Below are 14,270 nucleotides of genomic sequence, written 5' to 3' on the forward strand. Positions count from 1 at the left end.
TCTGATTCAGGAGAAGTAGCGGGACTCAAACAGCAAATAAACAGCTAATATTTTAAGATGAAGAAATCAAAATTTGGATTTGCTCCCTGGAGAAACAGGCGGGCGGCAGTACTCAGCGTTTTTATGGCCTTTTTTTCATTTTTGACTCTAACTGGAAACAGCCAGAATTTGAAAAAAGGTGCTAAAAACGCGCCAGTGTTTTCCAATTCTGTCTATGAAGGAAGCGACAAGGTGTACAAAGACCATCCGTTAAAGGAGGGTGAATTCTATAATCCCATTTTGCAGGGGGCCTATCCAGATCCCGCTATCACCCGCAAAGGCAATGATTACTACCTGGTAGCTTCCACTTTCGCTATTTTCCCTGGGGTACCTGTTTTCCATTCTAAAGATTTGGTGAACTGGACGCAGATTGGGCACGCGTTAGAACGCGTTTCGCAGCTGGATGTGCATGACACGCCTATCAGCGCCGGTGTGTATGCCCCAGACATAGAGTACAATCCCAACAATGACACGTTCTACATGATTGTGACGGCCTTTGCCGGAGGAGCAGGGAACATTGTGGTGAAATCCAAGGACCCGGCCAAAGGCTGGAGTGAGCCCTACAAGCTGAATTTCAGCGGAATAGATCCTTCTATGTTCTTTGATGATAACGGGAAAGCCTATGTGGTCCACAACGATGCCCCAGACAAAGGCAAAGAACTGTACGAAGGGCACCGCGTGATCAAGGTATGGGAATATGATCTTGCCAAGGACCAGGTCATTGCCGGAACCGACAAGATTATAGTAAACGGCGGAGTGGACCTCGCGAAAAAACCTATCTGGATTGAAGCCCCCCATATCTACAAGAAAAACGGACGCTATTACCTGATGTGTGCCGAGGGTGGCACGGGTGGAAATCACAGCGAAGTAGTGTTCGTAAGCGATTCTCCTATGGGGCCCTTTACTCCGGCTCCTAATAACCCTATCCTGTCGCAAAGAAGTTTGAACCCCAACCGGGCAAACAAAGTAGACTGGGCCGGCCACGCCGATTTAGTGCTAGGTCCTGATAACAAATACTATGGCGTGTTCCTAGCCATCCGTCCAAATGAAAATAACAGGGTAAACATTGGGCGTGAGACTTTTATCTTGCCGGTTGATTGGTCTGGTGAGTTTCCTATTTTCATTAATGGACTAGTGCCTATGGAGCCGAAGCTGCAAATGCCCAAAGGTGTGGTAAACAAAACCGGGAAAGACGGCTTCTTCCCCAATGGCAACTTCACCTTCAGGGATAACTTTACTTCTAAAAAGCTTGACTACCGGTGGGTAGGGTTAAGAGGCCCGCGTGAGGCGTTTATTTCTACAACCAAGAAAGGTTTACAGATTAATCCGTTTCCGGCAAACATCAAGGAGCTTAAGCCTACTTCAACGCTCTTCCTCCGTCAGCAGCACAACAGTTTCTCTTATACCACCACGCTTGATTACAAGCCGGCATCAGAAAAGGATTTGGCGGGTATTACGTTAGTACAAAGCGAGAAATTCAACTACGTTTTTGGCCTAACCCTAAAAGGCAAAGATGCCTATCTGGTGCTGGAAAAGACCGAGAAAGGAGCCTCCAAAGTGATCGCCAGCCAAAAGGTAGAGGTTAAGAAGCCAATTCAACTTCGGGTTAAGGCCGAAGGAGATGCCTACCAGTTTAGCTATTCAACAAACGGGAAAGACTTTGTAGATCTGGGCGGTCCTGTTTCGGGAGATATTCTCTCCACCAACGTAGCAGGAGGTTTCACGGGCACCTTAATTGGGCTGTACGCCACTTCGGCAAACGATGCGTTGCCCCAATAAAGCTCCTAACTGGCTCCTATAACCACTTCCACGGTGATAAGGCTCTTGGCAATTGTCAGCTGTCAGGAATATAGGCGGAACTCCTTTGTTCGCATATCAGAAATTGCATAAATGTATTAAATAGTTAACCCTTACCTATCCATCATTTATATGACTTATATACCAATCAACGTAGCTAAAGCCTGGCTTTTTGCCTGCTTCCTTATTTTTGCTGCCCCAGTACTGGCACAAGATGGCACCATCTATCCGCTCAAAGCCCCAGCCGAGCCCAAAGCCATTCCTCTTGGTACGGGCGGGGTAGATGGCCAGAAGGCCCCGGAAACCTGGTTCCGACAGTGGGGTGATCCTATGGCCCGAAATATCTCTTCTGCAACCCTCACCCCTTTTTTGCCTGCCCCGGGTAAGGCGAATGGCACTGCCGTGATTGTGGCGCCGGGTGGCGGATTCCGGTGGCTCTCCATGGACAACGAGGGCTGGGAGGTTGCGAAGGCCCTTGCAGACCAGGGCATCGCCGCTTTTGTGTTAAAGTACCGCCTCCATCCCACCCCGGAGTCACTTGACGACTTCAAGGCATGGATGGAGCAACCCCGGACTTCCCCAGCTGCCTCGTCCAACACAACGCAAAGCACCACTCCGCCCCGACCGCCTCAATTGGATCTTTCAAACCAGTTGGAGGATGCAGAGGCTGCTTATGCCCTGATCCTTAAGAGAGCGAAGGAATGGGGAGTAGATACGGGCAGAATAGGCATGATTGGTTTCTCGGCTGGAGCAGGCCTGACCATGCATGCAACCCTCAACTCCAAGACTATGAAACTGGCTTTTATTGGACCTATCTATGGAGGTATGGGCCCGGTGGAAGTACCGAAGAACGCCCCACCCATGTTCAACGTCATCGCCACCGATGACTTTCTCTTCCGTGGTCAGTTTGGAGTGATTGATTCCTGGTATAAGGCGGGTATCCCGGTGGAGTTTCATCTCTACCAGAACGGCGGCCACGGTTTCGGCCTCGGCAACCCTGACAGAACCAGCAACCGTTGGTTTGATGCTTTCATGCACTGGTTGAACGTGAACAAATTTGTCACCCCCAAGTCTGGCAAGTAGCTAGAGGGTATCTGATTTAAAAGTACAACTTTGAGTGAACGGAAAATCAGTTCATTGATTTTAAAAAGTAAGAAGGGCTATTCTCTTAAGAATAGCCCTTCTTACTTTAACGCTCAGGTTTTAGTTTAGATCAAACGAATCTACCGTTTGATGAACCAAGAATGGGGTTCTTCTTGAATACTTGATCTTATAATAGATAAATATATTCATGAAATACCGTTGTTGCCGGTGCTTTTGGCAATCAGAGACGATATCAGTTTAAGCATCCCCTTTAATCAAGGAGTAAATAAATAGCGTTGCTTCTGTTCAGGATTGGCAGGGATGCACCTATTGGCTTTAAAAACAAAAACGGCTTCTACATGTTGTAGAAGCCGTTTTGTGTGGTCGCGTAGGGAGTCGAACCCCAAACCTTCTGATTCGTAGTCAGATGCTCTATCCAGTTGAGCTACGTGACCGTTGTTTGATTTAGTGTTGCAAAGGTAGATACTTCATTCTTTATACGCAAGTACCTCTGCAAAGATTTTTAACAAAAAAGCACACACCAACTCTTACCACCTTAACATCAGGTAGTTAATTTTACACTTTGTGCGTCACCACACACGGCATCCTCTATATAATACATCGATCTGCTTCATTTTTTAGCTGGATCTGGATGTGATTCTCAACTTGCCTCACTTCTAAAACTTTTTTGGCAGTGGTTTACAATGTATGATGCTTTGTTTTTTGGTTGTTCCGATAGTTGAACATTAGGATCGAGCTCGCATCATGGATTTCCTTCTTATTGGAGAAGCAGGTTGTTTTCCTGACCAGCCTCCTGTTCCTGGCTCTCAAATAGGTATTTACTCCCTCTATATCTTTTGCATAAGCCTTGCACACCCTGTGCCTCCCTGCTGGTATCATCTGGGCGAAGGCTTCCCAATGGTCGGCGCAGTACTCTCCGATTTCCACTCCCTCCAGCTTTCTGAGCAGTAGGCATACAAAAGCCAGTACTTCCCTTTCCTGCGCCTGCCCAAGAAGCTCCAGACCTCGTCTATCTGCACCGAATTGTAGTACCGCCGCGCTGGTGCTATGCTAAGTTAGCCACCTTGCCGGCACAAGTTGTCCTGCTGCACTTCCTGCTTACCCCCAGCGGCGTCTCGATGTCCCTGACGCCGTTGTTCCGCCCCAAAAGCCGCAATATAAGCTGCTTGGTGGCCGGGTTTAGCGCCTCTGTACTGGTAAGTGGCCTGGAACTGCTTCCTGCAGCAGTGGAATAGCAGGCTCTGAGCACCGTTCCTTCCCGTCTTTTACTACCTTACTGCTCTGGCAGTGGGGACAGTTTATTTTGATGAGGACTTCGAACATTCCATCATCTTGAACACTCTGCTGCCAACTTTTATCCCATCATACTTTCTAAACCACTACCAAAAAATTTAATAAAAAAATTCTTGAGCGACAGTATTCTGCATAATTTTTTCTACCAATAGGTCAGCTCCATATTTGGTCACATGGTCTTCATCATACATATATGGTACCCCAGCAGATGATAGGGGTGGAAAGTGCGTAGTATTGATGACTTTTACGTAGTTTGGGCCAATGTTCTTACTCAGGTACTCATCCACTTGAAAAGGATATTTATCTAAATAGTTAGGAGCTTGCTGAGTACCTTGCTCAAAATCCCTAGCAGCTATCATAGTATATGGCATTCTATAACTCTCCGTTTGCCCAATTATGATATATTTCACCTCGTATTGCTTTAAGTATTCCATTATCTCCTCCAGCCCAAGTAATAAATTATTAGGATTAGTTTTGCTATTCCTAGCCCAATGAGCTGAAACAATTACACCGTCTATTTTTTTTGCGTTTTTTGGAATGAAATCAAGAAATGTATAATCCATCAGTTTCCTGAGCTCTATTTTTTTACCCTCATAAGACTTCAGGGTAGGCAAAGTAGCTGAAGCTGTGGCTTGCATCAGATTGATATTATCATCTGCCAGCTCCTCCTTTAGGGACTGAGACAGCTGAGCCATGTGGCTATCGCCAATCATCAAAATGTTCTTCTTCCCTTCTACTAGACAAAGGCATTGATCTTTATTGAAGTCTTCTATCTTAGAGATGTGGCATTCTTCTCTGTTAAATTGTTTTATCTGTTCCTTCTTATGTGTCTTCTTGTAATTTTGGATTGCTAATGTTGTATCCTTGAACAGGAAATGGTTTGTATCCATATAACTAAGGAAGGCCGTAGCAACAAACAGAGATACCCCACCTACAGCAATGGTTCCACTGCTTCTGAAGTTGCCACTCTCTATATATAAATAAGAAAGATATCCCATTACGAAGGATGTCAGCGTGAAGAGCAATACCGCGCCCATATTTATCCCTACCCCATAGTATTGTCCAACCACATAGATAGGCCAATGCCACAGGTAAAGAGAATAAGATATCTTCCCTATAAATTGTATACTATAATGGTTTACAGCCTTGAAACCATCGTGGTTAGCGACAATTACCAAAAAAGTGGCAACAACTGGAATAGCAGTATATGGTCCTGGCCACGGAAGTGCTTCGTCTAGAAACAGAAAACAACCAAGTATGGCGCCGTAGCCTAACGCGGCTAAAACTTTCCGTACTCTTTCATTTGAGATGAGTCCTTCAGAAAAAAAGGCGATCCCGCCGAAAAGCATTTCCCAAGCTCTGGTAGGCAACAGATAGAAAGAGGCAGTTGGATCTATCACAGTAAAGATCATAGATCCAACTACGAGCACAAAAGTCATACTTACAAAATGAAAAACATATATCTTCTTGTTCACTATCCTGTTAAGCAAAACTAAGAAGAGAGGGTAAAGAAGGTAAAACTGCCACTCAACAGAAAGAGACCAAGTATGGAGAAAAATATTAGTATCTGAGGATGGGTCAAAATAACCTGAATTTTGCCAATAAAGAATATTAGACAAAAAAAGAACACTAGCTGCGGCATTTTTTTGATTTAACTTGAAGTCTTCTGGAAAATACAAGAAAAAACCAACCAAAGAAACGGTTAACACAAGCGACAGCAGCGCAGGGACAATTCTTTTTATCCTTTTACTTAGGTAGTCCCAATAGGAGAACTCCCCTCGTTTGATGGCACTAACTACAATTTTACTCATCAGATACCCAGAGATTACGAAGAAAACATCTACTCCGGCAAATCCTCCCTTTAGCCATCCTACTTTGAAGTGAAAGAAGAGTACTCCACTAATAGCCAAAGCTCTCAAGGCATTGATATCTGACCTAAACTTTGAAGAAGGTTTCTTAATGTGCGGGTGGTTATTTAACCTAGTAGAATTTTTTGCAATCATCACTATAGCAATCCTGAAAACTCTCGCAATATATAATAATTATATAAATATTTAAACAAAAGCTACTCTAGCAAACACACCCTAATAACAATGAAATAATACAATCCCTCAACAAACAGACACTCCACTTGAAAGCTCCTATAGTTAAAGTTAAACCAAATAATGAACCTCTTTAAGCAGATAACTCCACACTTTGGATCATAAACAGCTTTGTGCTCGGCTGCATATTGTTCACCACATCAAAACTTATTTTAAGGTCAACTTTTCTTTTCTGAAACAGGAATCGATAAGTATTGCCTTAATTTTCCTCACACCTTAGCAGATCTTAGTACTTAGCAATGAGAATTTAAATGTTATTTTTTTGTAAAGCCCTGAAATTACCTTAAAACAACTCATAAAGCCTTTCGATATTAAACCATCAGATTTCACTCCTATATACTTTATTTATCTACCTATTTAAAAAGTCATAATACTTATTTTATAATTCAACTAATAAATACAATAAAAATCGTATTTATCCCCGCATAGCTCACTATCTAGTTTGTTGAACCGGCACTCATTGTAAATGCACCAACTGCAAGCCAAGCATATTTTCCTATAAAGGAAACTGATCAAATCTCTAACCCCTTCAACCGTCAATTATACCGCTTCTGTGACAGATATTTTCTTAAAAAGGATTGAATGGAACAAGCATTTAAAAAAGACTTATCATAGAAAATTAACCCAGTTAGACAATTAGAAATTAGCGAGCAATAAAACTGGATGACTTGAGAACCTAAAAACAAATCTGAGGAGAGGATCTAATTCTGGCTTCGTTCTCTAAAACTTTTCTAATTTCTACTTATCGATAGAGAAATTTCCTGCTTATGTATATTTTGTATCATCATCAATATACCTTTCTCCAACATACAGGTTTTTGGAGAACTGATGATGCATTTAATTATTCACGAAAGTATATCTCACCTTTATGAAGTACTTGCTGAATGTAGAAGTAAAATAACTCAGACTTTTCTCAAGCAGTAAGCTGAACACCACTATTATAACCGATAGCTGTGGCTGGAGTTTCTGCTATTTCTCATACCTGAAGCACATAACTCGCTGATGTTGGGGATAGCTCTATTCTCTTTCATTCTTCTTCTCGCATGTATGGCAGAGGGAAGAACGGCATGAGAACTGAAATATGTTTAGGGGCTGATTTTTCAAAAAGTTGCCCCAAACAAGAAATTACATCAAATTGATAGAACAGTATGCAGAAGTCAACGTTTCTGGGTTTAAGAACCACCATTTATCAAGCAGGAGAAATGCAGAAGGCTAAAGACTGGTATTCAGCCATTTTATGTGGGATTCAACACTGCCAGCTATGAACTTGGCCTGTAACCTGAAGAGAAGCCTACAACAGATAAGCCGGAAAGCGTGGTGACCTACTGGGGAGTGGAAGACATCCAAAGCACCTATGGCGAACTGATTCAGTTAGGGGCCACGGAAAATGAGAAGCCCTACAACGTGGGCGGCGAGTTAATGACCTCCACCGTGAAAGATCCCTGGGGCAACCTGATCGGGATCATTTACAATCCAGAATTCACCTTAAATCAACTATGTTTAGGGGCTACTTTTCCAAGAATAGCCCTAAACAGCTCTCAACAATCACTCCAACCAACTCTTTGCAACATGAAAAACCAGATAGACATCAAATCACTTCTGATTGGCTTTTTAAGCGCGGCCTTGATCATCATGGCTTTCAGTTTCAAAAACAGCACTACCGGACAGGGAGGCAGATTTCAGGCAGAGACCAGTGAAACCGGGGTGATCGTGCTGGATGTTGAAACGGGGGCCTACATCATCAACACCGACATGACTAATAACAAATGGCGCAAAGGTGATTTCCAGACCACCCATAAAGTAAGCAAAGACAATTTGCAGGAGTAAATCCGGCTTCTGAACTAGAGCTACCAGCAAACGAAGCAACGTCTGTAGGACAGTTCTTTTGGAACAGATACTGACTGCGAGGGAGGAGCCACTAAAAGTATAAAGATTCAAATTGCGTTTAGGGGCTATTTTTGAAAAAATAGCCCCTAAACGCAATTTGGTATCATTACTCTACTACTTGCGCATGGCTTTCGCCGTCATGCCCGTTGCCCGGCCTGAGGTGGATCTGGAATTGAGTACCCACGCCTATGGTGCTGGAAACTTTTATCTCGCCGCCCATGGCGTCTATCTGGGTTTTCACCAGGAACAGCCCCAGCCCACGACCTTCAATATCGCGGTGGAAACGCTGGTAGAGCCTGAAGATTTTGTCGCCCACCTTCTCCTCGTCAAAGCCTAAGCCGTTGTCTGAGAAAATCACCGACACCCACTGCTGGTTGGTGGTGGTTTTGACGGTGATTTCCGGCCTCCGCTCCGGCGAGCGGTACTTGATGGCGTTAGACATAAGGTTATAGACAATACTGAAAAGATACGCCCGGTTGCCGTACACAAAGGTATTAGGGGCAATTTCTGTCCTTACCTTAATGCCGTTCGCCCCAATGGATTCATGGAGGCTCTCCACGGCCTCGCGGCAGATCTGCCCAAAATCAACGTTTCCCTGGCTCAGGGTGCCTTTGTTGAACCCAATGGATAGAATGGCGTTCAGGTCCTTTAAGATGGTGTCCAGCGCGGCCATGCTCTTGTCCAGGTTCAGGAGCGCGGTATCAAAGTTGGGCGAGGTTCTGTCTAGAATGTTGAGGAGATGGGCCAGGCCCATGGCGTTGGCCACCGGGGCCCGCAGGTTATGCGAGACAATGTAGGTAAACTGCTGTAGGTCGCGATTTTGCTGGGTAAGGTCGCGGGTGAGTTGGGCCTGGCTTTCATCGGCGGCTTTCTGGGCGGTGATGTCGGTCTGCACTGAGATAAACCGTACTATTTTGCCGTCATTGTCCCGCACCGGGGTTACCTCAAACCTCACCCAAAAAATTTCACCGGTTTTCTTATAGTTGAGAACCTCCTCAGAGAAAGGCTCACCGGCCTCATACTTCTCAAAGATGCGCTGTGCCGCTTCGCTGTCGGTTTTAGGTCCCTGCAGGAAATCACTGGGACGCTTCCCGAACACTTCGTTCAAAGTGTAGCCGTTCAGGTTGGTGAAGCCTTCGTTCACCCACTGGATTTCTCCCTGGGCGTTCATGATCACGATGCCGTTGGTCGTTTTACTGGCTACCAGTGAAAGCATTTTGAGCTCGTTCTCGTACTTCACCCGCTGGGTGATGTCTACCAGATACACAGAGAGGCCGTCTTCCAGCGGGTAAAACTTCACGCCCAGCCAGATCATCTTCCTTTTGAGAGACGTCTCAAAAGAAGCGGCTTTCTTGGTGGCTTGCACCTGCTGGTAGTAGTCATTGAACATGCCACCCACTTCATCGGGAAACACCTCCCAGATGCTGCGGCCCAGACTCTTGTGGCGGTCAATGTCCAGCAGGCGCTCGGCCTCGCTGTTCAGGAAGGTGAATCTCAGGTTGTGGTCCAGGGTGAAAAAAGCGTCGGTGATGCTTTCTAAAATGGTGTTCAGCTTCTGTGCCTGCTGCTGAATGGTTTCATAGGAGCGCACAATGGCGGTAATGTCTTTGGCAATGGTTTCTATGCCCATCACAGAACCCTGCACCGTTAACGGATACATGGTGAGGTCCAGGATTTTGCGGTCGCCGCTTTGCGAAGCCAATTCCAGGTCAAACCGCATGGTGCTGCCCAGCAGAGCCTGCTCAAAGTACCTGGAACACAGCGCGGCACTCTCCTCAGACATAAACGCCGAGACGGGTTTCCCGATGATCTTGTCTTGCCCAAACCCCAGCAGCTGGTTAAACGCATCATTCACCTCGGCCACCGTACCGTCTGGGTGCTGCAGAAACACCGCGTCTGGGTTCTTCTCAAACAGGTTGCGGTACCGCTGCTCGTTTTCCAGCAGGCGGGTGCGGCTTTGCATCTGCTCCGTCATGTCGCGGGAGCTCACCACCAAAGACTGGATGCTCTTGTTCTTGAGTTGGTTGCTGAGGGCCGTGTCTACCCAACGCCAGTCGCCGGCGGCGGCTTTGAACCGGAACCGCTGCAGCTTCACGTAGTCGTTCTGCTGGAGCAAGCTTATAAAGCTGCCTTCTACCAAGTGCCTATCATCTGGGTGGATGAAGTCAAATACGCGTTTGCCTACCAATTGCGGGGGAGTGTACCCCAGAATGCGCTCAGTGGAACCGCCTACATAGGTATAGATACCTTCCTCATTGAGCAGGGCCAGCATGTCTGCCCCGTACTCCACCAGTGCCTCATGCAATTCTTCTTTCTCTTTCACTTTGCGTCGCACGGCCCACTTCTCCGTGGCGTCGCGCCCAACGCAGTAGAATTCCTCTTCTTGGCCAGACCAGGTCACCGACCAGGCCATGGGTACTTCATGCCCGCTCTTATGATGAAAACAAGTATCTATGGTTGTGGCCTGCTGCTCATGGGGCAGCTGTTCTAACGCACGCTGGGTGCGCTCAACGTCTTTAGACCGGAGAAAAGCGGTGAAGGCATGACCCGTGAGTTCCTCAGGGGCATAGCCTAACAGCGAGGCCGAGGCATCGCTTACATACTCAAAAATCCCAGAACGGTTCAGCACGCAGTGCAGGAGCGAAGAATGCCTCACCAATTTCTCAAAGACATTCTGATTCTTGTCTGCACCCATATGGGGTTTATCTATTTGGTTTAACATGGGGGGTGTTATACCTATCAGAAAATTAAAAACACTAAATGAAATTGAAGTTAGGTATTATAAACAGGGATACAACAGCATTTCATAGCTTTATATGTATGTACTTATGAAAAAATTAAAAAGATCAAATATATCTGGCAATTATCATAGATACCAGACCACTTCTTTTCCTCCTGCCTATGGCGAAGACTGATAACAGCGAAACTTATATGTAAGAATTCCTTCCCGTTAACTAAATAGATGCAGCCGGAGATGTTTACTGCTCTGTTTCTGCTGCTGGCAACTTTGCTTTCTTTACTACGGAAAGGATGGGCAAACAGGAAGGCGTTTAGGAAGCGTTTTTCAGAAAACAGCCCCTAAACGGCTTACCTTCTCTTATGGAAACTTTTATCCTACTCCCTCTAGCTGCCGTTAGGTTAGGGGCAGCCAGGAAAAATCTTTAGGCGTAATTCACCGCCACCCGAAACGTTTAGCGGCTCTTTTTTCAAAAAGAAGACAAAACCAGAAGTCGCTCAGGCGGCATGACTGTTGCGCCTCACGCGGGCCAACCCCATTCTGGTGAGATACAACAGGGGTGGCTCCCCAATGAAACTGCACTGCACAAAGCCTTCTTCCCGCAACGGCGGTAACAATTGCAATACCTCCTCCAACGGCAGGTTGGCGAACAAACTCACAGATGCCACCGAAACCGGATGATCTGTGGGGTCTACCTGAGCACCTACCTGACTATAGATAGCCGCCAGCACTTTATCTAACTCCCTAATAGTCTCCATACCGCACCTGAAACAACTACCATTCCAAAATGTTTAACCAGCTCGCTTATAGGATAAAAGGAGCAAACTTTCAGTATTTCACGCAGTTACCTCCGGGACCACACGCCGCTGCTTTATTAACAATTCCTTAATACAGCATTAATATTCAGGCAATACTGCCGCTCTAGTTTTGCATTAGAAAAAGAGCAGCGCCTAAGAACTGCTGACTACGGTTCGGAAAGTAGCTGCTCTTGCATGTTCACCATTACCTATGACCCATTAAATAAAACCAAGCGCAGCACCGGCATCCTGACTAAATGCTCCCGCCGCGCCCACTTTACTTACTTTTTCTACATCTCATTTTGGCTTATGTTCTCACCCATAAACAAAAGAGTAGCAAGAACTTTTTTGATCCAATTAAGTGCTATTGCTGCATTTCTATTTTCCGCTACCATGGCACAGGCGCAAGGCACTGTCACTTCTGCCCAGGATTCTGTTATAGCCCAGCCCAAGCCTCCGCAAGCCGCCAAATCTCATTGGTATGATAAGATATCGCTGCGCGGATATGTGCAAATCCGGTACAACCGCCTGCTGGAAACCAACCCGCAACTGAAGACGGAGTACGACCGGTCTGTGGGCGACAAAGGTGGCTTCCTTATTAGGCGGGCGCGTCTGGTGTTCAGCGGCAACGTGCATGACCGGGTTTTCATCTACATCCAGCCAGACCTGGCCTCTACTCCTTCCGGCAGCTCTTCCCTGCATTTCGTGCAGCTCCGCGATGCTTATTTCGATATTTCCTTAGACAAGAAAAAGGAATACCGCCTGCGGGTGGGCCAGAGCAAAGTACCCTACGGCTTTGAGAACATGCAGTCTAGCCAGAACCGCCTTACCCTGGACCGCAACGATGCCCTGAACAGCGCCCTGCCCAACGAACGCGACCTGGGTCTCATGTTCTACTGGGCTCCGGAGCACATCAGAAAAAGATTCAGCGAACTGGCTAACTCCCGCCTGAAAGGCTCCGGCGACTACGGCGTGTTCGGGTTGGGAATCTACAATGGGCAGACCGCCAACCGCCCAGAGGCCAACAACAACCAGCACCTGGTGGCCCGCCTCTCCTACCCCTTCGCGTTTAAAAACGGGCAAATTGTGGAGCCCGGCCTACAAGCCTATACCGGTCTGTACACCGTTACCTCAGACCAATTGAGCAGCACAGAAATTAAAGGCGGCAATTTCACAGACAGACGCGTAGCCGCCAGTGTGGTTGTATACCCGCAACCCTTTGGTTTCCAAGCCGAATACAATATAGGAAAAGGGCCAGAATTTGACCCCGCCACCAAAACCATCCAGAGCAAGTCTTTGAAAGGCGGCTACGCCCAGGCCATGTACGCCTTCAAACTTGGGGACCAGAACTTCATTCCCTTCGTGAAAACCCAGTTCTACGAAGGAGGCAAGAAAGCCGAGACAGACGCCCGCTACAGCAAAGTATATGAAACCGAGATTGGCGTGGAGTGGCAACCCCTCCCCAACTTTGAGTTAGCCACCCAATACACCATCACAGACCGCACCACCAAAGACGGCAAAAACCTTGACAACCGGCAACACGGCCAGCTTCTGCGGGTACAGGCACAGTTCAACTTCTAATTTCTCCAGACAAAGAAAGACTCTAATAACATGAAACCCAATACCATGAAATTGATCAAGACACAGGTAAGCAGCTTATTGGTAGCCACTTTATTACTAGGTGCCTGCGGCAAAGGCGGCGATGCCCAGAAAGAGAACATTGAAGGCGATAAATCTGCCAACGCAGCTACCACCATCACCATCAAAGGGAGTGACACGGTGCTGCCCCTGGCTCAGCAGGAAGCCGAAAAATTCATGGCTAAGCACAGCGGCGCTTCCATTACCGTGGTAGGCGGGGGTACCGGGGTAGGTCTGTCTGCCTTGCAGGAGGGTACCACAGACATTGCCATGGCCTCACGCGGCCTCAAGACCGAGGAGAAACTGAAACTGAAAGGCGCCAAGAAAAACGTCACAGAAGTACTCATCGCCTATGATGCCCTTTCTGTGGTGGTACACCCCAGCAACAAAGTAAATCAGCTTACCCGTGAGCAGCTGGAGGGCATTTTCACCGGCAAAATCACCAACTGGCAAGAAGTGGGCGGCGCCAATGTGAAGATTGTAGCTTACTCCCGCGAGACCAGTTCTGGCACCTATGAGTTCTTCAAGGAGCACGTGATGGACAAAAAGAACTACGCCAACGGAATTCTCATGATGCCCGCCACCGGTTCCATTGTACAGTCGGTGAGCCAGACGGCGGGGGCCATTGGCTATATTGGCCTGGCCTATGAAACCAAAGACGTGAAATCGCTGGCGGTGTCTTATGACCAGGGCAAAACCTTTGTTGCCCCTAGCGTAGAGGCGGCCAAAGACAAGACCTATCCAATTTCGCGCCCGCTGTTCTTCTTCCATGACGCCACGGCCGAAGCCAAAGTGAAGCCTTTTGTAGACTACGTGCTTTCTGAGGAAGGCCAACAGATAGTACAGGAGACCGGCTACATTCCCTTGAGCAAATAG

Annotated in this window: 9 protein-coding genes and 1 tRNA gene; 5 read left to right on the forward strand and 5 right to left on the reverse strand. The window is 46.9% G+C overall.

Going from position 1 to position 14,270, the window contains the following annotated elements; all coding sequences use genetic code 11:
- Positions 1 to 57 precede the first annotated feature (57 nt).
- Together EFA69_RS09440 and EFA69_RS09445 are read left to right on the forward strand one after the other, a co-directional pair.
- Complete coding sequence (locus EFA69_RS09440; RefSeq protein WP_221175701.1) at positions 58 to 1,818, forward strand: glycoside hydrolase family 43 protein; 1,761 nt, start codon at positions 58 to 60, stop codon at positions 1,816 to 1,818.
- A 150-nt stretch (positions 1,819 to 1,968) separates the two neighbouring features.
- Complete coding sequence (locus EFA69_RS09445; protein ID WP_123132842.1) at positions 1,969 to 2,919, forward strand: alpha/beta hydrolase; 951 nt, start codon at positions 1,969 to 1,971, stop codon at positions 2,917 to 2,919.
- A gap of 381 nt (positions 2,920 to 3,300) precedes the next feature.
- Here EFA69_RS09445 and EFA69_RS09450 read toward each other — a convergent pair.
- The 3 genes from EFA69_RS09450 to EFA69_RS09460 form a co-directional block, all read right to left on the reverse strand.
- Positions 3,301 to 3,374 (reverse strand) — tRNA-Arg (locus EFA69_RS09450).
- A gap of 244 nt (positions 3,375 to 3,618) precedes the next feature.
- Positions 3,619 to 3,942, reverse strand: a complete 324-nt coding sequence (locus EFA69_RS20695; RefSeq protein ID WP_123132843.1) for an IS1 family transposase — start codon at positions 3,940 to 3,942, stop codon at positions 3,619 to 3,621.
- 389 nt (positions 3,943 to 4,331) lie between these two features.
- Positions 4,332 to 6,236 carry an acyltransferase family protein gene (locus EFA69_RS09460; RefSeq protein WP_123132844.1) on the reverse strand — a complete coding sequence of 635 codons (1,905 nt, stop codon included), beginning with the start codon at positions 6,234 to 6,236 and terminating at the stop codon, positions 4,332 to 4,334.
- A 1,413-nt stretch (positions 6,237 to 7,649) separates the two neighbouring features.
- On the opposite strand from EFA69_RS09460, the gene EFA69_RS20425 reads away from it, so the two are divergent.
- Positions 7,650 to 8,162, forward strand: coding sequence for a VOC family protein (locus EFA69_RS20425; RefSeq protein ID WP_221175702.1), 513 nt, complete (start codon positions 7,650 to 7,652; stop codon positions 8,160 to 8,162).
- 166 nt (positions 8,163 to 8,328) lie between these two features.
- Here the strand turns inward: EFA69_RS20425 and EFA69_RS09470 are convergent, their stop codons facing one another.
- Positions 8,329 to 10,944 carry a PAS domain S-box protein gene (locus EFA69_RS09470; RefSeq protein ID WP_123132845.1) on the reverse strand — a complete coding sequence of 872 codons (2,616 nt, stop codon included), beginning with the start codon at positions 10,942 to 10,944 and terminating at the stop codon, positions 8,329 to 8,331.
- Positions 10,945 to 11,456: 512 nt separating this feature from the next.
- Positions 11,457 to 11,717, reverse strand: coding sequence for a hypothetical protein (locus tag EFA69_RS09475; protein WP_123132846.1), 261 nt, complete (start codon positions 11,715 to 11,717; stop codon positions 11,457 to 11,459).
- A gap of 432 nt (positions 11,718 to 12,149) precedes the next feature.
- Here EFA69_RS09475 and EFA69_RS09480 point away from each other — a divergent pair, with 432 nt between their 5' ends.
- Both EFA69_RS09480 and EFA69_RS09485 read left to right on the forward strand, forming a co-directional pair.
- Complete coding sequence (locus tag EFA69_RS09480) at positions 12,150 to 13,337, forward strand: porin (RefSeq protein WP_123133441.1); 1,188 nt, start codon at positions 12,150 to 12,152, stop codon at positions 13,335 to 13,337.
- Positions 13,338 to 13,367: 30 nt separating this feature from the next.
- Positions 13,368 to 14,270: a phosphate ABC transporter substrate-binding protein gene (locus EFA69_RS09485; RefSeq protein WP_221175703.1), complete on the forward strand. Its 903-nt coding sequence runs from the start codon at positions 13,368 to 13,370 to the stop codon at positions 14,268 to 14,270.

This window comes from Rufibacter immobilis (assembly GCF_003721565.1).
Taxonomy (GTDB): Bacteria; Bacteroidota; Bacteroidia; order Cytophagales; family Hymenobacteraceae; genus Nibribacter; species Nibribacter immobilis.